24 protein-coding genes are annotated in these 24,633 nt (G+C 66.5%); 13 read left to right on the top strand and 11 right to left on the bottom strand.

Features of this window, described 5'->3' with window-relative positions; translation table 11 throughout:
- Nucleotides 1–118: 118 nt before the first annotated feature.
- Nucleotides 119–517, top strand: a complete 399-nt coding sequence (locus AB4059_RS11610) for a DUF3224 domain-containing protein (protein WP_498979117.1) — start codon at nt 119–121, stop codon at nt 515–517.
- Between the two features lie 3 nt (nt 518–520).
- Here the strand turns inward: AB4059_RS11610 and AB4059_RS11605 are convergent, their stop codons facing one another.
- Nucleotides 521–985: an SgcJ/EcaC family oxidoreductase gene (locus AB4059_RS11605; protein ID WP_498979115.1), complete on the bottom strand. Its 465-nt coding sequence runs from the start codon at nt 983–985 to the stop codon at nt 521–523.
- An 88-nt stretch (nt 986–1,073) separates the two neighbouring features.
- Nucleotides 1,074–3,215: a S46 family peptidase gene (locus tag AB4059_RS11600; RefSeq protein WP_498979114.1), complete on the bottom strand. Its 2,142-nt coding sequence runs from the start codon at nt 3,213–3,215 to the stop codon at nt 1,074–1,076.
- Between the two features lie 109 nt (nt 3,216–3,324).
- Between AB4059_RS11600 and tdh the strand changes: the two genes are divergently transcribed.
- Nucleotides 3,325–4,347 (top strand): L-threonine 3-dehydrogenase, encoded by a 1,023-nt coding sequence (gene tdh / locus AB4059_RS11595; protein ID WP_498964826.1) that lies wholly within the window; start codon nt 3,325–3,327, stop codon nt 4,345–4,347.
- A gap of 4 nt (nt 4,348–4,351) precedes the next feature.
- Complete coding sequence (gene kbl / locus AB4059_RS11590; RefSeq protein ID WP_498979112.1) at nt 4,352–5,542, top strand: glycine C-acetyltransferase; 1,191 nt, start codon at nt 4,352–4,354, stop codon at nt 5,540–5,542.
- Here kbl and AB4059_RS11585 read toward each other — a convergent pair.
- The 4 genes from AB4059_RS11585 to AB4059_RS11570 form a co-directional block, all read right to left on the bottom strand.
- Nucleotides 5,535–6,278, bottom strand: a complete 744-nt coding sequence (locus AB4059_RS11585) for a pseudouridine synthase (RefSeq protein WP_498979693.1) — start codon at nt 6,276–6,278, stop codon at nt 5,535–5,537. The genes kbl and AB4059_RS11585 overlap by 8 nt on opposite strands.
- Before the next feature lie 6 nt (nt 6,279–6,284).
- On the bottom strand, nt 6,285–6,854 hold the full coding sequence (locus tag AB4059_RS11580) for a hypothetical protein (protein WP_498979111.1): 570 nt from the start codon (nt 6,852–6,854) through the stop codon (nt 6,285–6,287).
- 151 nt (nt 6,855–7,005) lie between these two features.
- Nucleotides 7,006–8,115 (bottom strand): OmpA family protein, encoded by a 1,110-nt coding sequence (locus tag AB4059_RS11575; protein ID WP_498979109.1) that lies wholly within the window; start codon nt 8,113–8,115, stop codon nt 7,006–7,008.
- A gap of 162 nt (nt 8,116–8,277) precedes the next feature.
- The gene (locus AB4059_RS11570) at nt 8,278–9,732 is read right to left on the bottom strand and encodes a bifunctional 2-methylcitrate dehydratase/aconitate hydratase (protein ID WP_498979107.1); all 1,455 of its coding nucleotides are present in this window, start codon (nt 9,730–9,732) and stop codon (nt 8,278–8,280) included.
- A gap of 159 nt (nt 9,733–9,891) precedes the next feature.
- On the opposite strand from AB4059_RS11570, the gene AB4059_RS11565 reads away from it, so the two are divergent.
- From AB4059_RS11565 to AB4059_RS11545, 5 genes are all read left to right on the top strand, one after another.
- Entirely contained in the window at nt 9,892–10,677 is a 786-nt protein-coding gene (locus tag AB4059_RS11565) for a DODA-type extradiol aromatic ring-opening family dioxygenase (RefSeq protein WP_498979105.1), read from the top strand.
- 57 nt (nt 10,678–10,734) lie between these two features.
- Nucleotides 10,735–12,789: an oxidoreductase gene (locus tag AB4059_RS11560; RefSeq protein WP_498979103.1), complete on the top strand. Its 2,055-nt coding sequence runs from the start codon at nt 10,735–10,737 to the stop codon at nt 12,787–12,789.
- A gap of 50 nt (nt 12,790–12,839) precedes the next feature.
- Nucleotides 12,840–13,196: a DUF1428 domain-containing protein gene (locus tag AB4059_RS11555; RefSeq protein WP_498979102.1), complete on the top strand. Its 357-nt coding sequence runs from the start codon at nt 12,840–12,842 to the stop codon at nt 13,194–13,196.
- A gap of 250 nt (nt 13,197–13,446) precedes the next feature.
- On the top strand, nt 13,447–13,905 hold the full coding sequence (locus tag AB4059_RS11550; protein ID WP_498964745.1) for a cell wall hydrolase: 459 nt from the start codon (nt 13,447–13,449) through the stop codon (nt 13,903–13,905).
- 81 nt (nt 13,906–13,986) lie between these two features.
- Nucleotides 13,987–14,601: a glutathione S-transferase family protein gene (locus AB4059_RS11545; protein ID WP_498979101.1), complete on the top strand. Its 615-nt coding sequence runs from the start codon at nt 13,987–13,989 to the stop codon at nt 14,599–14,601.
- A gap of 86 nt (nt 14,602–14,687) precedes the next feature.
- On the opposite strand, the gene prpC is transcribed toward AB4059_RS11545, so the two are convergent.
- Genes prpC through AB4059_RS11525 form a run of 4 tightly spaced genes read right to left on the bottom strand, consistent with a single transcriptional unit; the run spans nt 14,688 to nt 19,005 of the window.
- Nucleotides 14,688–15,833 carry a bifunctional 2-methylcitrate synthase/citrate synthase gene (prpC, locus tag AB4059_RS11540; RefSeq protein WP_498979100.1) on the bottom strand — a complete coding sequence of 382 codons (1,146 nt, stop codon included), beginning with the start codon at nt 15,831–15,833 and terminating at the stop codon, nt 14,688–14,690.
- A 2-nt stretch (nt 15,834–15,835) separates the two neighbouring features.
- A complete protein-coding gene (prpB, locus tag AB4059_RS11535; RefSeq protein ID WP_498979099.1) occupies nt 15,836–16,723 on the bottom strand; it encodes a methylisocitrate lyase in 888 nt (295 codons plus the stop codon).
- A 49-nt stretch (nt 16,724–16,772) separates the two neighbouring features.
- The gene (locus AB4059_RS11530; RefSeq protein ID WP_498964737.1) at nt 16,773–17,756 is read right to left on the bottom strand and encodes a malate dehydrogenase; all 984 of its coding nucleotides are present in this window, start codon (nt 17,754–17,756) and stop codon (nt 16,773–16,775) included.
- Nucleotides 17,757–17,799: 43 nt separating this feature from the next.
- On the bottom strand, nt 17,800–19,005 hold the full coding sequence (locus AB4059_RS11525; RefSeq protein ID WP_498979098.1) for a pyridoxal phosphate-dependent aminotransferase: 1,206 nt from the start codon (nt 19,003–19,005) through the stop codon (nt 17,800–17,802).
- Between the two features lie 28 nt (nt 19,006–19,033).
- Between AB4059_RS11525 and AB4059_RS11520 the strand changes: the two genes are divergently transcribed.
- From AB4059_RS11520 to AB4059_RS11510, 3 genes are read left to right on the top strand one after another with little or no spacing between them, the layout of a single operon-like run.
- Complete coding sequence (locus AB4059_RS11520) at nt 19,034–19,792, top strand: hypothetical protein (protein WP_498979096.1); 759 nt, start codon at nt 19,034–19,036, stop codon at nt 19,790–19,792.
- Nucleotides 19,789–20,967, top strand: coding sequence for a M48 family metalloprotease (locus AB4059_RS11515; protein WP_498979094.1), 1,179 nt, complete (start codon nt 19,789–19,791; stop codon nt 20,965–20,967). The genes AB4059_RS11520 and AB4059_RS11515 overlap by 4 nt, the downstream gene beginning before the upstream one ends.
- Nucleotides 20,967–21,566: a hypothetical protein gene (locus AB4059_RS11510; RefSeq protein WP_498979093.1), complete on the top strand. Its 600-nt coding sequence runs from the start codon at nt 20,967–20,969 to the stop codon at nt 21,564–21,566. The genes AB4059_RS11515 and AB4059_RS11510 overlap by 1 nt, the downstream gene beginning before the upstream one ends.
- 6 nt (nt 21,567–21,572) lie before the next feature.
- Here the strand turns inward: AB4059_RS11510 and AB4059_RS11505 are convergent, their stop codons facing one another.
- Nucleotides 21,573–22,067 carry a peptidylprolyl isomerase gene (locus AB4059_RS11505; RefSeq protein WP_498979092.1) on the bottom strand — a complete coding sequence of 165 codons (495 nt, stop codon included), beginning with the start codon at nt 22,065–22,067 and terminating at the stop codon, nt 21,573–21,575.
- 119 nt (nt 22,068–22,186) lie between these two features.
- On the opposite strand from AB4059_RS11505, the gene typA reads away from it, so the two are divergent.
- Nucleotides 22,187–24,040, top strand: coding sequence for a translational GTPase TypA (gene typA, locus AB4059_RS11500; protein WP_498979091.1), 1,854 nt, complete (start codon nt 22,187–22,189; stop codon nt 24,038–24,040).
- A gap of 20 nt (nt 24,041–24,060) precedes the next feature.
- Nucleotides 24,061–24,537 (top strand): DUF2127 domain-containing protein, encoded by a 477-nt coding sequence (locus AB4059_RS11495; RefSeq protein WP_498979090.1) that lies wholly within the window; start codon nt 24,061–24,063, stop codon nt 24,535–24,537.
- Nucleotides 24,538–24,633: the final 96 nt, after the last annotated feature.

Raw genomic sequence — 24,633 nt, 5'->3', positions numbered from 1 at the left:
GGGCAATGCGCCCGGTGGTACCAATTGCTTCACTGCGTGTCGGAAAACGGGGCCGGCTGGCATGGGAATCCGCGACGCCTGCAGCCTAACATGCACGTCCCTCCACGGAGCAACCCCCATGACGCAGGCGAAAGGCACGTTCGAGGTCAAGCGCAGCGCACAGCCGGCACTCGACATGGGCGATGGCGTGGAAGCCGGGCATTTCCGTTTCGACAAGACCTTCGCAGGTCCGCTCCAGGGCGCGAGCGTCGTGCACATGATGGCCGCGATGACCGCCACGCCGGGCTCGGGGTGTTACGTCGCGATCGAACGCGTCGTCGCCACGCTCGAAGGCCGCAGCGGCACGTTCTTCTTCCGCCATCTGGGCGTGATGGAGCGCGGCACGCCGGCGCTCGACCTGGCCGTGGTCCCCGATTCGGGCACCGACGGCCTGGCCGGATTGCAGGGGCGCATGGCCATCGACATCGTCGAGGGCCAGCACTTCTACACCTTCGATTACACACTGCCCGACGCGTGAGGCTTACTCCGCCTCGGTCACCGACGGCATTGCCGAAGAGTGGTGGTTGGCGATGAGCCAACGCTTGCCGTCGTACACATAGACCAGGGTGTAACGCGCTTTCACGTGCCCGCCCTGCGCGAGCGTCAGCGTGTACACGCCCGAGTCGATGGCGGCATTGCACCCCAATTGCACACGGTGTTCGTCGACGTGGCCGACGGCGCGCTTCTGGTCGAACTTCGAAAAGAATTCGATGCGCTGGGCTTTGGTGTAGCGCGGCTTGTTCGACACGGCAGGCAGGAGCACGGCGTCGTCGGTGTACAGCGCGGCCAGTTGCGCGGGCGTCCCTTTCATCGCCGTCGCGTTCCAGGTGTCGAACAGTTTGACGACCTGCGCCCGGTCGATCTTCGCGCAGGTCACCGGCTTGGCGGCCTGGGCCGCCAGCGGCAGCAGCAGGCTGGCGGCCGCCGCGATTCGTAGCATGCGCATGGCGCGCTCCTCGTCATGGGCCGGATGGCCCGCGACGAGGAGACTGGAGGCGCCCCGGGGCGCGCTCCAGCCGAAACTTCCCGGATGCTTACTCGGCCGGAAGATTCATTTCCCGCAGCAGATCCGGCGCGGGGTACACCTTCGCCAGCAGCCAGCGCAGGTAGCGCATGTCCACGTGGATCGCGCGCTTGTAGCGCGGGTCGTAGTACCAGCTGGCGCTCACCGCTTCCCAGTTGCTGTCGAAGTTCAGGCCGATGAGTTTTCCGTCCGCGTCCAGCACCGGCGAGCCGGAATTGCCGCCCGTGGTGTCGAGGTTGGTCATCAGGTCGACCGTCTGCGTCTTGAGCACCGGATCGGCGGTGGTTCCGAAGTCGCCCTTCGAGATCGCATCGAGGAGCGGCTTGGGCGCATCGAACGGTGCGGTGCCGGTGTGCTTCTCGACGATGCCCTGCACCGTCGTCAGCGGGCGATAGTCGATGCCATCGCGCGGCGACATCGGCGTGATCTTCCCGTAGCTCACGCGCAGCGTGGAGTTCGCATCCGGGTACACCGCGCGGCCCTGCGACTTGCTGTAGGCATTGAGCGCGCGCATGTAGGAAGGACGCAGGCGCAGCAGGTCGCCTTCGCGCTGCTTGCCCTCTTCCTCGATGCGCAGGTACGCAGGCAGCAGCGTCTTCGCGGCGACGAGCATCGGGTCGGTGCTGGCGGCGATGTTCGCGTCCTGCAGCGTCGCCAGGCGCACGGTTTCGTCGCCGAGTTTCGTGCCGGCGTAGAGCGCGTCGAGTTTCGCCTTCGCATCGCCCTCGGTGGTCCCGAAGACCTGGTCGATTTCCGGAACGTGCTGCGCGGCCGGCAGCGCGCGATATTGCGCGAGCAGGTGCGCCAGGATCGCCTTCTCCACCTTCGGATCGAAGCGGCGCTGCACTTGCTTGAACGATCCCACGATCAACGCTTCGTCGCGGTCCTGGTAGCCCGATTCGCGCTGCGCATCGGGCTTGGCGCGTTCGATGGCGCGGCGCTGTACGGTGAGCGCGGCGCGCAGCAGTTGCGTCGAGCCGCGGACCGTGGACACCAGTTGATCGCGGTCGCGCGTGGCCATCGCATCGGACAACAGCGCCTGCGCCGCGTCGATGTCCTTGCGCGCGGCTGCGCCGTCGGGCTGCTTGTCCAGCCACGCGAGCAGCGCGGCTTCTTCGGTGTTGCGCACGCGCACCGCGTCGCTGCGGCGCAGGCCGTCGAGTTCGCCCTGCGCGCGCTTGCGGTTGTTCTTCATCGACTGCACTTGCGAGGCGTAGGCGACCTGCGCGGCCTTGTCGCCCTTCGCGGCCGCATCGACCGTATCGATGATCCCGTCGAACAGCGCCACGCGCGAAGGCAGTTGCCATTCGATCTGGTTCTTGAATTCGGACGCCATGCGATGGCGGAACGTCACGCCCGGATAGCCGGCGAGCATCGCGAAATCGCCCTGCTGCACGTTGCGCGTGGACACCTGCAGGTGCGCCGGCGGCGCGTAGGGCACGTTGTCCGGTGCGTAGTCGGCGGGCTTGCCGTCCTTGCCGACGTAGGCGCGCAGCAACGTGAAATCACCGGAGTGGCGCGGCCACATGAAGTTGTCGATCTCGTCGCCGTAATTGCCGATGGCTTCGGGCGGTGCGTACACCAGGCGGATGTCGCGCAGTTCGAGCTGCTTGATGAGGTAGAAGTCGGTGCCGTAATCCATGTTCGCCACGCTGCAGCGCGTGCCGGGCTCGCGTTCGCAATCGGCGACGACGGCCTTGGTGGCGGCGTCGATCGCGTCGAAATACGCGCGGCCCTGCTTGCCGCGCGCGTCACCGAGGATGCGGTCGGTGATGCGGTCGAAACCGGTGGTGACCAGCACGCGGAAGTCCGGGTTGGCCGGCAGCTCGCCGGCGCGGTCCTTCGCCACGAAGCCATCGTGGATGAGGTCGCGGTCGGGCTTGGCGTTGTACTGGATGACGCCGAAGGCGACGTGGTGGTTGGTCAGCACCAGGCCGTCCTTCGACACGAAGGCGCCGGTGGCGCCCCCCACCTTGACCACCGCGTTCATCGGCGCGCGGGTGAGGTCGGCCAGTTGCGCCGGATCGCCCTTGTAGCCGGCGGCCTTGAGCTGCGTGGCGATGTCGGGCAGTTGCGAGGGCATCCACATGCCTTCGTCGGCCTGGGCGGTGGCTGCGCAGAGCAGCAGGGGTGCGAGCAAGCGACGACGCATCGGGCAGGCGATCCTGGGTGGGTGAACGGCCCGCGAGTATAAGCGGCCGTCCGGCGGCCTATAATTCCGGCCTTCTTCCGTACGGTCCGGGCAGCACGACATGACGATGATGAAGGCGCTGGTGAAGCGCGAGGCGGGCAAGGGAATCTGGATGGAACAGGTGCCCGTACCGACCCCGGGCCCGAACGAGGTCCTGATCCGCCTGGAAAAGACGGCGATCTGCGGCACCGACCTGCACATCTACCTGTGGGACGAGTGGAGCCAGCGCACGATCAAGCCGGGCCTGGTGATCGGCCATGAATTCGTCGGCCGCATCGTCGACCTCGGCCCGGGCGTCACCGGGTACAAGGTCGGCCAGCGCGTGTCGGCCGAAGGCCACATCGTGTGCGGCCATTGCCGCAACTGCCGCGCCGGCCGCCAGCACCTGTGCCCGAACACCGTCGGCATCGGCGTCAACCGCAACGGCGCGTTCGCCGAATTCATCGTGATGCCGGCCAGCAACCTGTGGCCGATCCCCGACCAGATCCCGAGCGAGCTCGCCGCGTTCTTCGATCCTTACGGCAACGCCGCGCATTGCGCGCTGGAGTTCGACGTCGTCGGCGAGGACGTGCTCATCACCGGCGCGGGCCCGATCGGCATCATTGCCGCGGGCATCTGCAAGCACATCGGCGCGCGCAATGTCGTGGTGACCGACGTCAACGACTATCGCCTCAAGCTGGCCGCCGACATGGGCGCCACGCGCGTGGTCAACGTGTCCAACACCAGCCTCAAGGACGTGATGGCCGACCTGCACATGGAAGGCTTCGACGTGGGCCTGGAAATGAGCGGCAACCCGCGCGCGTTCAACGACATGCTCGATTGCATGTACCACGGCGGCAAGATCGCGATGCTCGGCATCATGCCCAAGGGCGCGGGCGCCGACTGGGACAAGATCATCTTCAAGGGCCTGGTGCTGCACGGCATCTACGGCCGTCGCATGTACGAGACCTGGTACAAGATGACGCAGCTGGTGCTCGGTGGTTTCCCGCTCGGCAAGGTGCTGACGCACCAGTTGCCGATCGACGACTTCCAGGAAGGCTTCGAACTGATGGAATCGGGCAAGGCCGGCAAGGTCGTGCTGAGCTGGAACTGACGACATGACCCTCACCACGCGCTACGCGCAGACCCTCGACGAAATCCGCGACGCGGGCCTGTTCAAGTCCGAACGCATCATCACCAGCCCGCAGTCGGCACAAATCACGCTCGCCGACGGGCGTACGGTGCTCAACTTCTGCGCGAACAACTACCTCGGGCTGGCCGACCATCCCGACGTGATCGCCGCGGCCAAGGACGCGCTGGACACGCACGGTTTCGGCATGGCCAGCGTGCGTTTCATCTGCGGCACGCAGGACCTGCACAAGCAGTTGGAAAAGACGATCGCCGATTTCTTCGGCACGCAAGACACGATCCTCTACGCCGCGTGCTTCGATGCGAACGGCGGCCTGTTCGAACCGCTGCTCGACGAGAACGACGCCATCATTTCCGACGCGCTCAACCACGCCTCGATCATCGACGGCGTGCGCCTGTGCAAGGCCAAGCGTTACCGCTACGCCAACTGCGACATGGCCGACCTGGAAGCGCAGCTCAAGCAGGCGAAGGCCGACGGCGCGCGCACGATCATGATCACCTCCGACGGCGTGTTTTCGATGGACGGCTTCATCGCGCCGCTCGACGAGATCACCGCGCTCGCGCAGAAGTACGGCGCGCTTGTGCATATCGACGAATGCCACGCCACCGGTTTCCTCGGCAAGACCGGCCGCGGTTCGGCCGAGGTCAAGGGCGTGATGGAGAAGATCGACATCTTCACCGGCACGCTCGGCAAGGCGATGGGTGGCGCGCTGGGTGGCTTCACCACGGCGAAGCGCGAAGTGATCGAACTGCTGCGCCAGCGCTCGCGTCCCTACCTGTTTTCGAATTCGCTGCCGCCGCACGTCGTGGCCGCGGGGATCAAGGCGTTCGAAATGTTGTCCTCGGCCGGCGAACTGCGTGAGCGCCTGGCCCGGAACACGACGTATTTCCGCGAGCGCATGACCGCCGCCGGCTTCGACATCAAGCCGGGCGTGCATCCGATCGCACCGGTGATGCTGTACGACGCACCGCTGGCGCAGAAGTTCGCCGGGCGTCTGCTCGAGGAAGGCATCTACGCAATCGGGTTCTTTTTCCCCGTCGTGCCGAAGGACAAGGCGCGCATCCGCACGCAGATCAGCGCGGCGCATACGCGCGAGCACCTGGATCGTGCGATCGATGCGTTCGTTCGCATCGGCAAGGAACTGGGCGTGATCAAGTAAGGGCGTCGATTTCGGAGGGCGTCAGCTCGCGCCAGGCGCCCTTCGCCAGTTCGCCCAGTTCCAGCGGCCCGATCGCGACGCGCACCAGTCGCAACACCTCGACGTCCAACACGGCGAGCATCCGGCGGATCTGCCGGTTGCGGCCTTCGTCGAGCACGATGTCCAGCCAGGCGGTGCGTTCGCCCGCGCGCAAGACGGTCGCTGACTTCGCGCGAAGCGTTTCGCCTTCGTCCTCCACGCCCGCGTTGAGCGCCGCGAGCAAGGCCTGGTCGGGAAGTGCATCGATCTGTACGTGGTAACGCTTGTCGGTGCCGGTCGCCGGATCGGTGACGCGCGCGGCCCACGCCGGGTCGTTGGTGAACAACAGGAGCCCTTCGCTGGCCTTGTCGAGGCGGCCGACGGGCGCGAGCCACGGCAGGCCTGCGCCGTCGAAACAGCGATAGACCGTGTCGCGGCCACGCTCGTCGCGCGCGGTGGTGACCAGGCCGCGGGGTTTGTTGAGTGCGAGCACCCGGCGTTCGGGGGCATCGTCGAGGCCACGACCGTCGACTGCGATGCGATGGCGGCCGGCGATGGTCGGGAATTCCGGGTCGCGCACGACGCGCCCGTCGACGCTCACGCGCCCGGCACGAATCCACTCGGTCGCTTGCGTGCGCGAACACACGCCGCGCTTGGAAAGCGCGCGTGCGAGTCCGTGGCGAGGTGTCGCGGAGTTGGCCAGCGGCGTATCAGGCAGCTTCGATCAGGGCTTGGCGGGCGTCGCGCTGTCGGGCGTCGGCGCGGCGGGTGCGGCCGGCGCAGCGGGCGCGGCGGTCGATGATGCCGCGGGCGCGGCAGTCGACGTCGCGGCAGCAGGCACGGCGGCCGGGGCGCTGCCGCCCTTCGCCACGCGCACGCCACGCGCCTTCATCCACTGGTCGAATTCCTCGGCCGTCATGCGCTTGCCGTTCTGGTTCATGTCGAACCGCCACGGCGTGTTGTCGAACTGCGTGGCCGGCTTGTAGGTGGCCGGATCGATCACGCCGTTGGCCGGCGATGCGGCGGGCGCCGCGTTGGCGATGCTGCGGCAACCTTCGAGCTTGAGGCGGAACAGCACGTTTTCGACGGTCTGCGACTCGTCGTAGGCCTGCGCGAGCACGCCGGTCGGCGCGCCGAGCTGGTGGCTGGGGACGGTGAGTTCGGCCGCGAGCGCCGGCAGGACGGTCGGCTGGATGGGCAGCGCGCGCGGCGCGGTGGCCAGGCTGCAGTTGTTCTGCGCATGGGCCATGCCCGATACCGCCAACAATCCCAGGGCAACGAGTGTGTAGCGCATGGCCGATCTCCGAAGTCTCACCGGAGTGTAGGCACCCTGTCGATGCGTAACAACCGCATCACGCCCGTATGCGTGTGATCGGCGTTAGAAAAAAAGAAGCCCGGCGTTGGCCGGGCTTCTTCGTGTCGCGTGGAACGCTGGATCGTCGAACTTAGTTCTGGACGTTCAGCTCGGTGCGGCGGTTGCGCGCACGGCCTTCCGGATTGTCCGAACCGTCGTCGTTCGTGTTCGGCGCGATCGGGCGGCTCTCGCCGTAACCGTTCGGACCGATCAGGCGAGCGGCGTCGACGCCGTTGCTGGTCAGGTAGTCGTACACCGCCTTGGCGCGACGCTCCGACAGCTTCTGGTTGTAGGCGTCGGAACCGACGGAGTCGGTGTGACCGGCGACTTCAACCTTCAGCTCGGGATAGCGCTTCAGGATTTCGGTGGCTTCGCCGAGGATCGCGACCGCGTCCGGACGCAGCGTCGACTTGTCGAAGTCGAAGTTGACGCCCTTCAGGTCGATCGTGACCGGCACCGGGCAGCCGTCCGGACCGATGGTCTGGCCAGCCTGCGAACCGGGGCACTTGTCGTCGCAGTTGTTGACGCCGTCACCGTCGTCGTCCGCATCGGCGCACGACGGGGCCGCCGGGGCCGGGGCAACCGGGGCTGCCGGCTCCGGACCGAGGGCCACGGTCAGGCCGACCGAAGCGAGGATATCGGTGAAGTAGTCATCCTGCTGCTGGGCCGGACGGGCCTGGACGTCGTCGAAATCGACGCGCGTACCGACTTCCGTGCGGAGGTCGACGCGGCCGAAGTCGAACTGCAGGCCGGCGCCGAGGTTCAGCGCGGCGTTGTTGTCCGAATGCTGGGCCGGGAAGCCGCCATCCGGCGTACCGAACGCGGGATCACGGATGAATTCTTCTTCATGACGCTGCCAGCCCAGGCCCATGCGGACGTAGGGCCACCACTTCGCGTCGGCGCTGCGGAAGTGGTAACGGGCATCGGCCGAGGCGCCGTACTGGCTCCACCAGAGGTTCGGATTCGACTGCTTGTCCGGGTTCTGGTAGTTCAGTTCGAAGTCGACCGACCAATTCGGGTTCAGGAACTTGCCGAAGCCGAGGGTGCCGAAGATGGCGTCTTCGGTGTCACGGTCCGTGTCCTGGAAGTTCACGCCGGTGGAACCCGCGACGTACCAACGGTCGTCGAAGGTCTGCGCGGCGGCCGCCTGCGCGACGCCAAGGCCACACAGAAGCGCGGCGCAGAGGAGTTTCTTGTTCATGTTCAGCTCCTTGATCAGGGTAAAGAAACCAATCGCTTTTTCAATTCAAGACGGCCGCGATCCGCACGGCATCCAGGCCAACTTAATTCGGGGCGCATGAAGGCCTTGTTAACGCTAGCATAACAGTTGGTGGGTGCCAACCCTCTGACAGGCGGCCGAATCTTACACCCGGTAAAGGTTCATGAAGTCCGAAATGGACATCGCTTCCAGCTCCGCAGGCTTGCCGGCGAGCGCCATCAGGCGGTCGGCCGAGGCCGCCGGGAGGTGCGCCCGGATGGCGGCCTGGAACTTCGCCATCAGCACGGGGATGCCTTCGGCGCGGCGTTTCCGGTGGCCGATCGGGAAATCGATCGACACCTTCTCCGTGCTCGTGCCGTCCTTGAAGAACACCTGGACCGAGTTGCCGATGTAGCGCTTGTCCGGGTCGAAGTAGTCCTTCGTGAACTGCGGGTTCTCCTTCACGACCATCTTGGCGCGCAGGGCGTCGATGCGCGGGTCGGCCGCGACGTCGTCGTTGTAATCGTCCGCGGTCAGGCGCCCGAAGATCAGGGGCACGGCCACCATGTACTGGAGGCAGTGGTCGCGGTCGGCGTAATTGGCCAGCGGGCCGGTCTTGTCGATGATGCGCACGCCGGCTTCCTGCGTCTCCATCTCGATGCGCTCGATGTCCGCGATCCGGCCCCGCACCTGCGGATGCAGCTGCATGGCGCATTCCACCGCGGTCTGGGCGTGGAATTCGGCCGGGAAGGAGATCTTGAACAGGACGTTCTCCATCACGTAGCTGCCGAAGGGACGCTCGAATTCGAACGCCTTGCCCTTGAAGGCCACGTCGTAGAAGCCCCAGGTCTTCGCGGTCAGCGCGCTGGGATAGCCGACGACCTTCTTCTCCACCGCGTTCAACGCGTGGGTGACGGCGCGGCGGCAGGCATCGCCCGCGGCCCAGCTCTTGCGCGGGCCGGTGTTCGGCGCGTGGCGGTAGGTGCGCAGCACGCCGTTGTCGATCCACGAGTGCGAGACGGCGGTGACGATCTCGTCCTTCGTGCCCCCCAGCATCGCGGTGGCGACCGCGGTGGAGGCCAGGCGGACGAGGATCACGTGGTCCAGGCCGACCCGGTTGAACGAATTCTGCAGCGCATAGACGCCCTGGATCTCGTGGGCCTTGATCGCCCAGCCGAGCACGTCGCGCACGGTGATCTTCTTGCCGGAGTCTTCGCGCAGGGCCTTGCGGTTCAGCCAGTCGGCCACGGCGAGGATCGCGCCGAGATTGTCCGACGGATGGCCCCATTCGGCGGCGAGCCAGGTGTCGTTGAAGTCGAGCCAGCGCACCAGCGTGCCGATGTTGAAGGCGGCCTGGACCGGATCGAGTTCGTAACCGGTGCCCGGCACGACGGCGCCGCCCGGGAGCGTGGCGCCCGGCACGATGGGGCCGAGGTGCTTCACGCAGCCCTCGAACTTCATCGCCAGCATCGCGCAGGCGAGCGAGTCGAGCAGCATGTGGCGCGCGGTGTCGTACGCCTCCTGCGAGCCGATCGTGTAATCGATGACGTAGTCGGCGATGTCGACCATCGGCTGGTCGGGATTGGGGCGAACGGCGGAACGAACGTCGAAGTGGCTCATGCGTAGGCGGTCGGCGGAGGGAAGCCGCGCATTTTGCCAGACGGCGACGCGTTTCACGGCCCGACTATCGGTCTGGACGCCGCCGCGTTGCAGGGATGCAACGCACCTACGCGGCCATGCCGGTTGGTCCGGCGCGCCGGGACGCGCATCTTCTGCCCCATGGACCAGCCCTTTCCCACGCTCTTTCTTTCCCACGGTTCGCCGATGCTGGCCGTGCAGGATTCCGCTGCCGGTCGCTTCCTCGATGGACTGGCCGGCCAATTGCCGACGCCGCGCGCGATCGTCGTCGCCTCGGCGCACTTCGCCGCCGCGCCCACGCACGTGGGTGCCGCCGCGCTGCCGCATACGATCCACGACTTCGGCGGCTTCCCGCAGGCGCTGTATGCCCTGCGCTATCCGGCGCCCGGCTTGCCGGTCCTCGCCCAGGCCATCGCCAAGGCGATCGAGGCCGCGGGCCTTCCGGTCCGCATCGCGGCCGAACACGGGCTCGACCACGGCGTGTGGGTGCCGCTGCTGCGGATGTTCCCGGAGGCCGACATCCCGGTCGTGCCGATTTCGGTCGATCCGCGCGGCGACGCGCGGGCGCACATCGCACTCGGCCGTGCGCTGGCGGCGTTGCGGAACGAGGGCGTCCTCGTGATCGGCTCCGGCGGTTTCGTGCACAACCTCGGCGACCTGGACTGGCAACACCCCGATGCACCGCTGGCGCCGTGGGCGGCCGACTTCGCCGACTGGATGCGCCAACGCCTGCAGGCCAACGACCTCGATGCGCTCGCCGACTGGCAGAAGCGCGCACCGAACGCGAAGCGCGCGCATCCGACGGTCGAACACCTGATGCCGCTGTTCGTCGCCCTCGGCGCCGCGGGACAAGCGCCGGTGATGCGTCACCTGCACCAATCGCACGAACTCGGATCGCTGGCCCTGGACGCATTCGCCTTCCACTGATTGTGCGGCGCCCGAAATGCGGGCATGGTGCGCCATCCCGTACGCCAGCGTATGCGCATGTCCGCCCTGCCCTCCGAAACCACGCCCGACGTCGACGCCTCTCCCTACCCGCACCTGTTCCGCCCGCTCGACCTCGGGTTCGCGACGTTGCGCAATCGCATCCTCATGGGCTCGATGCACACGGGCCTGGAGGATCGCGCGCGGGATTTCCCGAAGCTGGCGGCGTATTTCGCCGAGCGCGCCGCGGGCGGCGCGGGCCTGATCGTCACCGGCGGCTTCGCACCGAATCTCGTGGGGTGGCTCAAACCGTTCGCGGGGAAGTTGTCCTGGCGGCATGAGGTGCGCCCGCATCGCCAGGTCACGCAGGCCGTGCACGCGCACGATGCGCACATCTGTCTGCAGTTGCTGCACGCGGGGCGTTACGCGTACCACCCCTTGTCGGTCGCGCCGTCGAAATTGAAGGCACCGATCAATCCGTTCACGCCGCGCGCCCTGTCGGCGCGGGGCGTCGAGCGCCAGATCGCGGCATATGCGCGCGCGGCCGTGTTCGCGCGCGAAGCCGGTTACGACGGCGTCGAGTTGATGGGATCGGAAGGCTATCTCATCAACCAGTTCACGGTCGCGCGCACCAACAAGCGCACCGACCGCTGGGGCGGCGATGCGGCGCAACGCATGCGCTTCGCCGTCGAAATCGTCCGCCGTGTGCGCGAAGCCTGCGGTCCGGACTTCATCCTCGTGTATCGCCTGTCGATGCTCGACCTCGTCGAGGGCGGCGGCGACTGGCACGACATCGTGCAGCAGGCGCAAGCCATCGAACAGGCGGGCGCGACGCTGATCAACACCGGCATCGGCTGGCACGAAGCGCGCATTCCCACCATCGCCACGTCCGTGCCGCGCGCGGCATTCGCCGGCGTGACCGCCAAACTGCGCCCGCACGTGCAATTGCCGCTCATCGCCACCAATCGCATCAACATGCCCGACGTCGCCGAACGCGTCCTCGCCGCAGGCGGCGCCGACATGGTGTCGATGGCACGCCCGCTCCTCGCCGATCCGCACTGGCCGAACAAAGCGCGCGCCGGACGTGCGCATGCGATCAACACGTGCATCGCGTGCAACCAGGCCTGCCTGGACCACGTATTCGAAAACAAGCGCGCCAGTTGCCTGGTGAATCCGCGTGCGTGCGCGGAGACGAAGATGCCCCTCGTGCGCGCGTCGACACCGCGCCGCATCGCCGTCGTCGGCGCGGGCCCCGCGGGCCTGGCCTGTGCGACGGAAGCCGCTGCACGCGGCCACGCCGTGGATCTGTTCGAAGCCAGCGACGCGATCGGTGGCCAGTTCAATCTCTCCCGCCGCATTCCCGGCAAGGAAGAGTTCGAGGAGACGCTGCGCTACTTCCGCCACCGCATCGAAGAAACCGGCGTCGCGCTGCACCTGCGGACGCGCGCGGACGCCGATGCGTTGAAGGACTACGACGCCATCGTGGTCGCCACCGGCGTGACGGCGCGCGCAGTCGCCTTCCCCGGCGCGGACCACGCGAAGGTGGTGGGCTATGCGGACGTGATCGAAGGCCGTGTGGTGTGCGGCCCGCGCGTGGCGATCGTCGGCGCGGGCGGCATCGGTTTCGACGTCGCCGAATTCCTCGTGCACCAGGGCACGTCGCCGTCGCTGGATCCGCAGCTGTGGATGCGCGAATGGGGCATCGATCCTGCATTCGATGCACGCAGCGGGCTCGCCACCGCGCATCCGGAACCGCCCGCGCGCGAGGTGTGGTTGCTCCAACGCACGGAAGGCCGCCCCGGTGCGCGCCTGGGCAAGACGACGGGCTGGATCCATCGCGCCACCCTGAAGGCCAAGCGCGTGCAGATGCTCGGCGGCGTCGAATATCTCGGCGTCGACGATGCCGGCCTGCGCATCCGCGTGGACGGTGAAGAACGCTTGCTGCCGGTCGACCACGTGGTGGTCTGCGCGGGACAGGAACCGCGACGCGCGCTGTTCGATGCCTTGTCGAACACGACCGGCAACGTGCACGTCATCGGCGGCGCCGATGTCGCGGCCGAACTCGACGCCAAGCGCGCCATCGCCCAGGGCACGGCGCTCGCGGCGCGGCTTTAACGCGGCCGGTCGTAGGCTCCGCGGCCTGTCCCGCCCGCGGAGTGCCGCCCATGTACGTCGATGGCTACGTCCTGGCCGTTCCCGAAAAGAACCTCGCCGACTACCGCAGGATGGCCCGCAAGGGCGCCGCGATCTGGCTCGAATACGGCGCACTCGAATACTGCGAGAACGTCGAGGACGACGTGCAACCCGGCAAGCTCACCAGCTTCCCGCAGGCGGTCAAGCGCAAGCCCGGCGAGCTCGTGGTTTTCTCCTGGATCATTTACAAGTCCCGGGCCCAGCGCGACCGGATCAACGCGAAGGTCATGAAAGACCCGCGCCTGGCCGAGTTCTCCGATCCCAAGAAATTGCCCTTCGACGGCAAGCGCATGTTCTGGGGCGGGTTCAAGCCGATCGTGTGGCGTTGACCTAGCGCATTCACATTAAAAAAACAAGCAAATCCGTAACTTACGAAATCGGTTCAGGCTTCGTTGGGAACCGGATCGTTAACGTGCGCACACTTTCACGCCCCGCCAGTCGATGCGGGGCACCCTCGCGGCCCGCCTTCCAAGGGCCGCGTTCGGGCAAAGGCAGCCGTTAGAGCCGCCGCCCTCCCCAGTACGCCATGTCGCAGGCCCATCGGGCCCGCGTCGCAACGGAGCAAGGAGTCCGACGCAAATGAAGCTGGCCTGGATCCTCTGGCTGTCGCACGTGTTGCCGCAGCCGGCCGCAGATTCGCTCTGCCTCAGCACCACCGTGTACCTGGAGGCGCGCGACCAATCCGCCCTCGGGCAGCAGGCCGTCGCCGAAGTGGCGCTGCGCCGCCGCGACAGCGGCCTGTGGGGCGACAACCTGTGCTCGGTGGTCACTGCGAAGAAGCAGTTCGCGCCGACGATCGTTCCCGCCGACACGCGCCTGCGTGGCGGGCAAGCGTGGTCGGACGCGGTGAATGTCGCGCTCCAGGCCGAACGCAACTGGGCATTGCCGTACGGGCAGCGCCAGGAAATCGTGCCGGGCGCGAGCCACTTCGCAGCGCATGCGATCGCCACGCCTGCGTGGAGCAATGCATTCCAGGTCGCGAAGATCGGCGACCACACCTTCTATCGCGTGCAGCCGCTCAAGCCGCGCCACGGGTGAACTTCACTGTTGCCCTGCGCGTGATTGTCGAATGACACCGCGCTGGCGATCATGGCGATCTCCTTTATCGCGGAGTCGCCCATGAAGCTCTACTACACGCCCGGCACGTGCGCGCTGTCGGACCACATCGCGTTGGAGTGGATCGGCAAACCCTTCGACGCGCAATTGGTGACGCGCGAGCAGCGCACGCAACCCGAATACCTGCAGATCAATCCCGCGGGCGCAGTGCCGGCGCTGGAATTGAAGGACGGCACGGTATTGCTGCAGAACGTGGCCATCCTGAATTACCTCGCCGATTCGTTCCCCGAAGCCGGGCTCGGCGGCGACGGAACGCCGCAGTCGCGCGCCGTTGTCAACCAGTGGTTGTCGCTCGTCAACTCCGACGTGCATCCGCAATTCCATTCCTTCTTCGGCAAGTACGACTTCCTCGGCGACGCGAAGGCGATCGCAAGCACCCAGAACAAGTCGCGCGAGAATTTGCGCAAGCTCTACGAGCGCATCGATGCGCAACTGGACGGCAAGCAGTGGTTGGCGGGCGAGCGCTCGATCGCCGATCCCTACCTGTTCGTGACGCTGCGTTGGGCGAAGGCGCAGGATGTCGACCTGTCGGGCCTGGACAACCTGCACGCGCACTACGATCTGATGCGCGAGGATCCGGGCGTGCGCAGGGCGATGGAAGCGCAGGGGTTGTCCTGAGGTTCGTCGTTGCTTGACCCCACCCAAAAAAGAAACCCGCCGGATGGCGGGTTTCTTTTTGACCCCCCTGGGAGGGGAGGTGCGTGTCAGCGCTTCTCGATCGGGACGTAGTCGCGGTCGTCGGGGCCGATGTAGTTCGCGCTCGGGCGGATGATCTTGCCGTCTTCGCGCTGCTCGATCACGTGCGCCGCCCAACCGGTCGTGCGCGCCACGACGAACAGTGGCGTGAACATCGGCGTCGGAATACCCATCATGTGATAGGCCGACGCGCTGTACCAATCCAGGTTCGGGAACATCTTCTTCATGTCCCACATCAGCGTCTCGATGCGCTCGCTGACGTCGAACAGCACCTGGTTGCCGCCGTCGGCGCACAGCTTGCGCGAGAGTTCCTTGATGATCGGGTTGCGCGGGTCGCCCACGGTGTAGACCGGATGGCCGAAGCCGATGACGATCTCCTTGCGTTCCACGCGCGCGCGGATGTCGGCTTCCGCTTCATCGGCAGTCGCGTAGCGCGAGATGATGTCCATCGCCACTTCATTCGCGCCGCCGTGCTTCGGCCCGCGCAGCGCGCCGATCGCGCCGGTGATGCACGAATACATGTCCGAACCGGTGCCGGCGATCACGCGGCCGGTGAAGGTCGAAGCGTTGAACTCGTGCTCGGCGTACAGGATCAGCGACTTGTCGAGCGCATCGGCATGCAACTTCGACGGCGGCTCACCGTGCAGCAGGTGCAGGAAGTGCCCGGCGACGTTGTCGTCGTCGGTTTCAACGTCGATGCGGCGGCCGTTGCGGGTGAAGTGCCACCAGTACAGGAGCATCGAACCGAAGCTGGCGATCAGCCTGTCGGCGATGTCGCGCGCTTCGGAGGCCGGATGGCCTTCGCGCTCGGGCAGCACGGTGCCCAGCACCGAGCAACCCGTGCGCATGACGTCCATCGGGTGCGCGTTGGCGGGCACCAGTTCCAGCGCTTCCTGCACGATGGCCGGCAGGCCGCGCAGGCGCGCGAGCTTGGTCTTGTAGGCCTTCAGCTGCGCGGTCGTCGGCAGCACGCCGTGCACCAGCAGGTGCGCGACTTCCTCGAACGTGGACTTGGTCGCCAGGTCCTTGATGTCGTAGCCGCGGTAATGCAGGTCGTTGCCGCTGCGGCCGACCGTGCACAGCGCGGTGTTGCCCGCGGCGGTGCCGCTCAGCGCAACGGACTTCTTGGCCTTGGGGAGCACTTGTTCGCTCATGGTCATCCCTTCTTTTCTTGCGAAAACAGTTGGTCGAGCTTGTCTTCGTACGCGTGGTAACCGAGGAAGTCGTACAACTGCGCGCGCGTCTGCAGCGTGTCGACGATGTTCTTCTGCGTGCCTTCGCGGCGCACGGTTTCGTAGAAATTGAGCGCGGCCTTGTTCATCGCGCGATACGCACCGCAGCAATACAACGCGATGTCGACGTTGGCACTGCGCAGCTCGTCGGTGGTGAAGAACGGCGTGGACCCGAACTCGGTGAGGTTGGCCAGGATCGGCACCTTCACCGCGGCCTTGAAACGCTTGTAATCCTCCAGCGTGTTCATCGCCTCGGGGAAGATCATGTCCGCGCCGGCTTCGACATAGGCGCAGGCACGGTCGATCGCCGAATGGACGCCTTCCACCGCCGCCGCATCGGTGCGCGCCATGATCACGAACGACGCATCGGTGCGCGCATCCACCGCGGCCTTCACGCGATCGATCATTTCCGCCTTCGACACGACTTCCTTGCCCGGGCGATGGCCGCAACGCTTCTGGCCGACCTGGTCTTCCATGTGGACGGCGGCGACGCCGACGTTGATGAAGGAACGGATCGTGCGCGCGATGTTGAACGCGCCGCCCCAACCGGTGTCGATGTCGACGAGCAGCGGCAACTGCGTGGCGTCGACGATGCGCCGCGCATCGACCAGCACGTCTTCCATCGTGCTGATGCCGAGGTCGGGCACGCCGAGCGAATTGGCGGCCACGCCGCCACCGGAGAGATACAGCGCCTTGTAACCCGTGCGCTTGGCCATCAGGCCGGCGTAGGCGGTGATGGCACCCATCACCTGCAGCGGGCTTTCGTCGGCAACGGCGGCGCGAAACCTCGCGCCTGCGGAATCTTGCGTCATGTCATGCATCCACAATGGACGAGGCGACCTTGCGGTCGCCTCGGGTGAATCACAGAAGGTGCGCCACGCCGGCGCGCTCTTCCTCGAGCTCGGCGAGCGTCTTGTCCATGCGCTGCCGGCTGAAATCGTCGATCGGCAAGTCGCGGATCATTGTGTACTCGCCACCCTGCGTGGTGACCGGGAAGCCGTACAGCACGTCCTTCGGGATGCCGTAGCTGCCGTCGGAGGGAATGCCCATCGTCACCCACTTGCCGTTGCTGCCGAGCAGCCAGTCGCGCACGTGGTCGATCGCGGCATTGGCGGCCGATGCGGCCGAGGAGAGGCCGCGCGCTTCGATGATCGCCGCGCCGCGCTTGCCGACCTTCGGGATGAAGTCGTTCGCGTTCCAGTCGGCGTCGTTGATCTTGTCCTTCAACGAGGCATTGCCGACGGTGGCGAAGCGATAGTCCGGATACATCGTCGGCGAGTGGTTGCCCCACACGACCAGCTTGTCAATGTCGGCGACCTGCACGCCGGCCTTGATGGCCAGCTGCGACAGCGCGCGGTTGTGGTCCAGGCGCAGCATCGCGGTGAAGTTCTTCGCCGGCAGGTCCGGCGCCGACTTCATGGCGATGTAGGCATTGGTGTTCGCCGGGTTGCCGACCACGAGCACCTTGACGTTGCGCGATGCGACGTCGTTCAGCGCCTTGCCCTGCTCGGTGAAGATCTTCGCGTTCTCGAGCAGCAGGTCCTTGCGCTCCATGCCCGGGCCGCGCGGACGCGCGCCGACGAGCAACGCGACATCGGCGTCCTTGAACGCGACGCGCGGATCGTCCGTGCCGACCATGCCGGCGAGCAGCGGGAACGCGCAGTCCTCCAGCTCCATCATCACGCCCTTCAGCGCGGCCTGCGCCTTGTCGAGCGGCAGTTCCAGCATCTGCAGGATGACCGGCTGGTCTTTCCCGAGCATTTCGCCCGAGGCGATGCGGAACAGCAGGGCGTAGCCGATCTGGCCGGCGGCGCCGGTGACGGCAACACGGACGGGGGTCTTCATGGTGCGGTGGCTCCGGAAAATCTGTGGGGACGGTGCTTGGGAGTTACTTCAGTTCTTCAAAGAATTCCTTGAAGCGTTGCAGGCCCGGCGCCAGCTGCGGCGTCGGACAGGTGTAGCTGATGCGCAGCGCGCGCGGCTCGCCGAAGGCCGAGCCCGGCACGCAGGCCACGCCCTTGGCTTCGAGCAGCGCATTGCAGAAATCGACGTCGTTGGCGATCTTCTGGCCCGTCGGGCCATGCGTCTTGCCGAAGGCGACGCTGATGTCGGGGAAAACGTAGAACGCGCCCTGCGGACGCGGGCACACAACGCCCGGAAGCGTCGCGAGCATCGCCAGAACCTGGTCGCGCTTGACGGCGAATTCGGCGTTCTTCTGCGCGGGGATGTCCTGCGGGCCGGTCAGCGCGGCGATGGCCGCGGCGGTCACGACTTCCGGGATGTTGGTGATGTGGTTGGAGTTCATCGTCGCGACGGCGCTGGCGACGTTCTTCGGGCCGGCGAGGAAACCGACGCGCCAACCGGGCATGCCGTAGGTCTTGGACAGCGAGTCGAGGAAGATCACGCGGTCGCGCAGTTCCGGACGCGCATGCACGAAATTGTGGTAACCCAGGCCGTCGAACACCATGCGGTTGTAGATGTCGTCGGTGATCACCCAGGTGTCGGGGTACTTGGCGATGACATCGGCCAGCGCGGAGATCTCGTCCTTCGAATACACCATGCCCGTCGGGTTGGACGGGTTGTTGAACAGGAAGACCTTGGGCTTCTTCGCCAGCGCCGCGTCGAGCTGGGCCGGGGTCATCTTGTAGTCCTGCGACGCCGGGCACGGAAGCAGCTCGACCTTCGCGTTCACGATTTCCGCGATGTCGAAGTAGCTGGTCCAGTAGGGCACCGCGAAGCAGATGGTGTCGCCTTCGTCGAGCAAGGCTTCGGCGAGGTTGAAGATCACATGCTTGGCGCCGATGCCGGTCGCGATGTTCGCGCGTTCGTATCCGTTCAGGCCGATCTGCGCGATGTGAGCGAGGAAAGCGTCCAGGAGCGCATCGCTGCCGCGGTTGCTGCCGTACTGGCCGCTGTCTTTCGCCAACGCTTCACGAGCGGCGGCATAGACGTGGTCGCCCGGGAGGAAGTTCGGCACACCGATGGAAAAGCTGATGATGTCGCGGCCTTCGGACTTCAGACGCTTGGCCTTTTCGGCCACCACCATGATTGCGCTAGGCTTGGCGCGACCAATGCGCCGGGCGAGCTCAGGCATCGCGAAAACCTCTTCAAGGAAGCCGGAAATGCTAGCACAGGGGATGCTGTCGGCCGCAGTGCACCGGCCAGTGGCGCGCAGGTTTTCCATCGTTTCGGCTCTGTTCCTCCTGATCCTCGCGGCCCTGCCGGGCTGCATGTCCACGCAGGTGCGGCAGGTCGAGGACGCGGGCGGCAAACCGGTCGTCCTGTCGGGCAGCACCGTGGTCCTGGTGGAGCCGGACATCGAGCTGTATGCCGTCGGTGCCGGCGGCATGGCCGAACCCCGCAAAGCGTGGACCGAGGCGGCGCGGAAGAACTTCCCCGATGCCGCGCGCCAGCGCCTGGAAGCGGTCGGCTTCACGCTCAAGCCCGATTTCTACCTTCCCAAGGACGCCGGCCCCGAAACCCGGCTGCGGCAGCTGTACCTGCTGAACCAGGCGGTGTCGATCAGCATCCTCAACTACGGGCGGCCCGGCACGCTGCGCAACAAGCACGACAAGTTCGACTGGACCCTGGGACCCGGCGTTTCGACGCTGCGCGAAGCCACGGGCGCGGACTACGCGTTGTTCACCTACGTGCGCGACAGCTACACCAGCGGCGGGCGCGCGGCGATGCGCGTCATCGGCTTCCTCCTGCTCGGCGGCGACATCGGCGGGGGCCAGCAGATGGGCCTGGCCTCGCTGGTCGACCTGCGCACCGGCCAGGTGATCTGGCACAACCTGCTGGTCGACCAGACCGGCGACCTGCGCGATCAGGCCGGCGCGCGGGAAACCGCGGACGACCTGCTCAGGGACATCCATCGATGAGTCGCCGGTCTGCGAAAGCGTTCCTCGCGGCGGCGCTGTTCGCCGTGCTCGCCGGCTGCGCCACGCAGCAGCCGATGCGCAAGAGCGAACCGGGTTCGCGCCCCGTGGCGGGCACCGATGAAGACGAGCTGTGGTACGCGATGGAGAAGTCGGAGGAAGAACTCCAGCGCTCGCCCATTCGCGTGCGCGATCCGGCGCTCAATGCCTACGTCACCGACGTGGCCTGCCGTGCATCGGCCGGTTACTGCAAGGACCTGCGCGTCTACATCATGAACGTGCCCGCCTTCAACGCGAGCATGGCGCCCAACGGCACGATGATCGTGTGGACCGGCGCATTGCTGCGCATGCGCGACGAAGCCGAACTCGCCTTCGTGCTCGGCCATGAAGCCGGCCACTTCCGCGCGCAGCACACGTTGCGGCAATGGCGGCGCATGAAGGACACGAGCGCTTTCCTCAGCGCTTTCCAGGTGCTCGCGTACGGCGCGGGGTTTCCGAACACCGCGATGTTCGGTTCGCTCGGCATCTACGCGACGATCTTCAAGTTCAGCCGCGACATGGAGCGCGAGGCCGACAAGCTCGGCTTCGAGGCAGTCGTCGCGCAGGGCTGGGATCCGCGCGCCGGCGCCGATGTTTGGGCACGCATGTTGCGCGAGGAAAACACGCTGAAGTACATCAGCCGCAGCACGGTGTTCGCTTCGCACCCGGCCACCGAGGAACGCCTGGCCGACGTGCGCGCCGCCGCCGCCGCCGTGCCCAATCCGCCCACCACGCGGAACAAGGAGCAGTACCGGCACGCCACGCGTCCTTTCCTCGAGAGCTGGCTGGTCGCCGAACTCGCGCAGCGTCGCTACGCCAGTTCGCAACTGGTCATCCAGGAACTGCTGGACGATGCGCCGCAGGAAGACAAGGGCATGCTGACCTTCTATCTGGGCGAGGCCTACCGCCGCCACGACGAGCCCGGCGACGACGCGAAGGCCGCGCAACTCTACGCAAGCGCGGTCACCCTGCCCGGCACGCCGGTCGGTGCATGGCGGGAACACGGTTACGCACTGGCGCAACAGGGCCGCAACGACGAAGCGCGCGCGGCATTGCAGACGTATCTGCAGAATGCGCCGAAGGCCGACGATCGCGCGTTCGTGCAGCGCGCGCTCGACAAACTCGGAGGCACGCACTGATGCATCGCATGGGATGGATCCGCAACGCGTTCGTCGCGGTCGCGGTCGCGTTGCTGCTCGCCGGCTGCGCCTCGGGCAGCAGCACGAGCCGGCTCGTCACGCCGGGCGAAGTGCGCGCCGGCAAGCTCGTACTCAACAGCGAAATGGAGTGGACGCGCGCCACGACCAGTCGCTCGCAACTGTGGACGATCGACGGCGAGCTGCTGAACATGCTCTACCTGATCCACACGGTGAAGGACGGCGACTACATCTTCCTCGGGCAGCGCGAGAGCAAGCACCGGCCCGATGCGCCCTACTACCACAAGGGCATGCGCGAGGACGAACTGCGCGACCTCGTCGCCGACGGCTTGCTCAGCGCGGGCTTCGTCGGGGTGACGCCGAGCAACCTGCGGCCGGCGACGTTCGGCACCTACCAGGGTTTGCGCTTCGACGTCGACCTGCAGACGGCCGAAGGCCTGGAGTACCAGGGCCTGGTCGCGATGTTCGAACACGACAAGGGCCTGGCCCTGGCGATCTTCATCGCACCGCGCGAGTACTACTTCCCGCGCGATGGGGCGAAGGTGTCGAGGATGTTCGACACGCTTCGCTGGGAGGGCTGATCCCGCTTACGCGGCGAGGATCTTGTTCCACTCCGCCACGCGGTCGGCCTTCGCCGCCAGCGCCGCGTCGGCGTCGCCTTCGATGCGCACGCGCTCGATCTTGTCGCCCTGCTTCACGGCGTCGACCACGTCCATGCCCTCGACCACCTTGCCGAAGACGGTGTGCTTGCCGTCGAGCCAGGGGGTCGGGACGTGCGTGATGAAGAACTGGCTGCCGTTGGTGTTCGGGCCGGCATTGGCCATGGAGAGCACGCCGCGGTCGTGGCGCAGGCCGTTGCCGGTCTCATCCTCGAAGCGATAGCCCGGGCCGCCACGGCCGGAGCCCTCCGGACAGCCGCCCTGGACCATGAAATCGGCGATCACGCGGTGGAAGTCGAGCCCGTCGTAGAAGCCGCGTTTGGCGAGATTCACGAAATTGGCGACCGTCAGCGGGGCCTTGTCGGGGGCCAGCTCGATGCGGATGGGGCCACGGGCGGTTTCGAAAACGGCGACCAGGGACATTGCGGGGGCTCCTGCGGGAAAGCCGCCGAGGATACTCCAGTCAGTGTTTGGAGCCCGCCTACGGGTATACTCGCCGGCTCTCTCAAGCCTCCCCGCGCCGCCCCCGGCGCGCATTCATCATGTCCGCTTCCGTCGAACGCCTCCGCAACATCGCCATCGTCGCCCACGTCGACCATGGCAAGACCACCCTCGTCGACCAGCTGCTCAAGCAGTCCGGCACCCTCAGCGAGCGCGCCGTGGTCCCGGACCGCGTGATGGACAGCAACGATCTGGAAAAGGAACGTGGCATCACGATCCTTTCGAAGAACACCGCGATCCGCTGGACCAACCCGACCACGGGCGAGGTCTGGCGCATCAACATCGTCGACACCCCCGGGCACGCCGACTTCGGCGGCGAAGTGGAACGCGTGTTGTCGATGGTCGACTCGGTGCTCATCCTCGTCGACGCGATGGACGGCCCGATGCCGCAGACGCGCTTCGTGACGCAGAAGGCCTTCGCGATGGGCTTCAAGCCGATCGTCGTGGTCAACAAGGTCGACCGACCGGGCGCGCGCGCCAGCTGGGTGCTCGACCAGACCTTCGACCTGTTCGACCGCCTCGGCGCCACCGACGACCAGCTCGACTTCACCACCGTCTACGCCTCCGGCCTGCAGGGCTACGCGGGCATGGACGAGAGCGTGCGCGACGGCGACATGACGCCGCTGTTCGAAGCGATCTGCAACCACGTGCCCGCGCCGCCGGTCGATCCGGACGGCCCGTTCCAGATGCGCGTGACCTCGCTGGACTACAACAACTACGTCGGCATCATCGGCGTAGGCCGCATCCAGCGCGGCAAGGTCAAGACCAACCAGCAGGTCACCGTCATCGACCGCGACGGCAAGACGCGCAACGGCAAGGTGGTCCAGGTGCTCGGCTTCATGGGCCTTGAGCGCGTGGAAGTGCCCGAAGCGCAGGCCGGCGACATCATCGCCTTCTCCGGCATCGAAGGCCTCGGCATCTCCGACACGCTGTGCGATCCCACGGCCGTCGAACAATTGCCGGTGCTCACCGTCGACGAACCCACGATCTCGATGACTTTCCAGGTCAACGATTCGCCGTTCGCCGGCGTGAAGGACCGCAGCGGCGGCAAGTTCCTCACCTCGCGCCAGCTGCGCGACCGCCTCACGCGCGAGACGCAGCACAACGTCGCGCTGAAGGTCGAGGACACCAGCGACGCCGACAAGTTCAAGGTCAGCGGCCGCGGCGAACTGCACCTGTCGATCCTGATCGAGAACATGCGTCGCGAAGGTTACGAGCTCGCGGTTTCGCGCCCGGAAGTGATCATCAAGACCATCGATGGCGTGGTGTCCGAACCCTTCGAATCGCTCGTGGTCGACATGGAAGAACAATTCCAGGGCGGCGTGATGGGTCGCCTCGGCGAGCGCAAGGCGCTGCTGCAGAACATGGAGCCCGACGGCAAGGGCCGCGTGCGCCTGGATTACCTGATCCCCGCGCGCGGGCTGATCGGTTTCCAGACCGAGTTCCGCACGATCACCGCCGGCACCGGCATGCTCTTCCACGTCTTCGACCATTACGGCCCGAAGGCCGAAGGCCAGATCGGCCAGCGCCAGAACGGCGTGCTGATCTCCAACGGCACCGGCCCGTCGCCTGCGTACGCGCAGATGGCGATGCAGGAACGCGGCCGCCTGTTCATCGAACCGGGCGAGGAGATCTACGAAGGCCAGATCGTCGGCATCCATTCCAAGGACAACGACCTGACGGTCAACGCGCTGCGCGGCAAGCAGCTCACCAACTTCCGCGCCTCGGGCAAGGACGACGACGAAGGGTTGATCCCGGCGATCAAGTTCTCGCTCGAGCAGGCGCTGGAATTCATCGACGACGACGAACTCGTCGAGATCACGCCCAAGGCGATTCGCCTGCGCAAGAAGTCGCGCACGGAAACCGATCGCAAGCGCGCTTCCCGCGCTGCGTGATGCACGAGCCGGCGCCGCGCATGGAAGCGGAGCGCCCAAGGGTCTACGTGCACGACCCGCGGGCCCATCCGGGCCTGCGGGCGATCGCGGTGATCGAAGGCATCAAGGGCTTGCTCGCGCTGTCGGCGGCGAGCGGCCTGGAACTGATCGGCCCCATCCCGCTCAAGCGCTGGGTGCACGAGCTGATCACGCGCTTCCAGCTCGAACCCGACCACGGCGCGATGGCGTGGCTCGCCAACGCGATCAATCCGCATTCGGTGCATTTCGCCGCCGCGGCGGTTTGTCTTTACGGCGTGCTGCATCTTGTCGAAGCCTGGGGCCTGTGGCGCGACAAGGCGTGGGCCTCGTTGCTCGGCTGCCTCGCCGCGTCGATCTACCTCCCTTTCGAAATCCATGAGTTGATCGGTCATCCGGGATGGGCGTCGGTGATCGTGCTTTCGATCAACGTGATCGTGGTTTGGGTGTTGGCGCGCGATTTGTTGAAGCGGCGGAAGTGAGAACAAGGCAGGGTTTCTCCCAGTCCTGAGTTGCAGCCCCCGGTCAGCCGCGCGATGCTCCGCCTTCGCGGCACGCCGCCGCCCAGGGGACCTTGC

The organism is Lysobacter sp. 2RAF19 (assembly GCF_052115395.1).
In the GTDB taxonomy this organism is placed as follows: domain Bacteria; phylum Pseudomonadota; class Gammaproteobacteria; order Xanthomonadales; family Xanthomonadaceae; genus Noviluteimonas.
The sequence above is the reverse complement of the archived record's forward strand: the minus strand, read 5'-3'. Positions and strand labels throughout refer to the sequence as shown.

What these genes read in the sequence shown, in the direction of transcription:
- prpC (WP_498979100.1), bottom strand. Translation starts at nt 15,833, where the DNA reads ATGAGCGAACAAGTGCTCCCCAAGGCCAAGAAGTCCGTTGCGCTGAGC.
- AB4059_RS11545 (WP_498979101.1), top strand. Translation starts at nt 13,987, where the DNA reads ATGAAGCTCTACTACACGCCCGGCACGTGCGCGCTGTCGGACCACATC.
- AB4059_RS11565 (WP_498979105.1), top strand. Translation starts at nt 9,892, where the DNA reads ATGGACCAGCCCTTTCCCACGCTCTTTCTTTCCCACGGTTCGCCGATG.
- tdh (WP_498964826.1), top strand. Translation starts at nt 3,325, where the DNA reads ATGAAGGCGCTGGTGAAGCGCGAGGCGGGCAAGGGAATCTGGATGGAA.
- prpB (WP_498979099.1), bottom strand. Translation starts at nt 16,723, where the DNA reads ATGACGCAAGATTCCGCAGGCGCGAGGTTTCGCGCCGCCGTTGCCGAC.
- AB4059_RS11520 (WP_498979096.1), top strand. Translation starts at nt 19,034, where the DNA reads ATGCTAGCACAGGGGATGCTGTCGGCCGCAGTGCACCGGCCAGTGGCG.
- AB4059_RS11610 (WP_498979117.1), top strand. Translation starts at nt 119, where the DNA reads ATGACGCAGGCGAAAGGCACGTTCGAGGTCAAGCGCAGCGCACAGCCG.
- AB4059_RS11570 (WP_498979107.1), bottom strand. Translation starts at nt 9,732, where the DNA reads ATGAGCCACTTCGACGTTCGTTCCGCCGTTCGCCCCAATCCCGACCAG.
- AB4059_RS11600 (WP_498979114.1), bottom strand. Translation starts at nt 3,215, where the DNA reads ATGCGTCGTCGCTTGCTCGCACCCCTGCTGCTCTGCGCAGCCACCGCC.
- AB4059_RS11575 (WP_498979109.1), bottom strand. Translation starts at nt 8,115, where the DNA reads ATGAACAAGAAACTCCTCTGCGCCGCGCTTCTGTGTGGCCTTGGCGTC.
- AB4059_RS11505 (WP_498979092.1), bottom strand. Translation starts at nt 22,067, where the DNA reads ATGTCCCTGGTCGCCGTTTTCGAAACCGCCCGTGGCCCCATCCGCATC.
- kbl (WP_498979112.1), top strand. Translation starts at nt 4,352, where the DNA reads ATGACCCTCACCACGCGCTACGCGCAGACCCTCGACGAAATCCGCGAC.
- AB4059_RS11510 (WP_498979093.1), top strand. Translation starts at nt 20,967, where the DNA reads ATGCATCGCATGGGATGGATCCGCAACGCGTTCGTCGCGGTCGCGGTC.
- AB4059_RS11605 (WP_498979115.1), bottom strand. Translation starts at nt 985, where the DNA reads ATGCGCATGCTACGAATCGCGGCGGCCGCCAGCCTGCTGCTGCCGCTG.
- AB4059_RS11530 (WP_498964737.1), bottom strand. Translation starts at nt 17,756, where the DNA reads ATGAAGACCCCCGTCCGTGTTGCCGTCACCGGCGCCGCCGGCCAGATC.
- AB4059_RS11560 (WP_498979103.1), top strand. Translation starts at nt 10,735, where the DNA reads ATGTCCGCCCTGCCCTCCGAAACCACGCCCGACGTCGACGCCTCTCCC.
- AB4059_RS11550 (WP_498964745.1), top strand. Translation starts at nt 13,447, where the DNA reads ATGAAGCTGGCCTGGATCCTCTGGCTGTCGCACGTGTTGCCGCAGCCG.
- AB4059_RS11515 (WP_498979094.1), top strand. Translation starts at nt 19,789, where the DNA reads ATGAGTCGCCGGTCTGCGAAAGCGTTCCTCGCGGCGGCGCTGTTCGCC.
- typA (WP_498979091.1), top strand. Translation starts at nt 22,187, where the DNA reads ATGTCCGCTTCCGTCGAACGCCTCCGCAACATCGCCATCGTCGCCCAC.
- AB4059_RS11580 (WP_498979111.1), bottom strand. Translation starts at nt 6,854, where the DNA reads ATGCGCTACACACTCGTTGCCCTGGGATTGTTGGCGGTATCGGGCATG.
- AB4059_RS11495 (WP_498979090.1), top strand. Translation starts at nt 24,061, where the DNA reads ATGGAAGCGGAGCGCCCAAGGGTCTACGTGCACGACCCGCGGGCCCAT.
- AB4059_RS11525 (WP_498979098.1), bottom strand. Translation starts at nt 19,005, where the DNA reads ATGCCTGAGCTCGCCCGGCGCATTGGTCGCGCCAAGCCTAGCGCAATC.
- AB4059_RS11555 (WP_498979102.1), top strand. Translation starts at nt 12,840, where the DNA reads ATGTACGTCGATGGCTACGTCCTGGCCGTTCCCGAAAAGAACCTCGCC.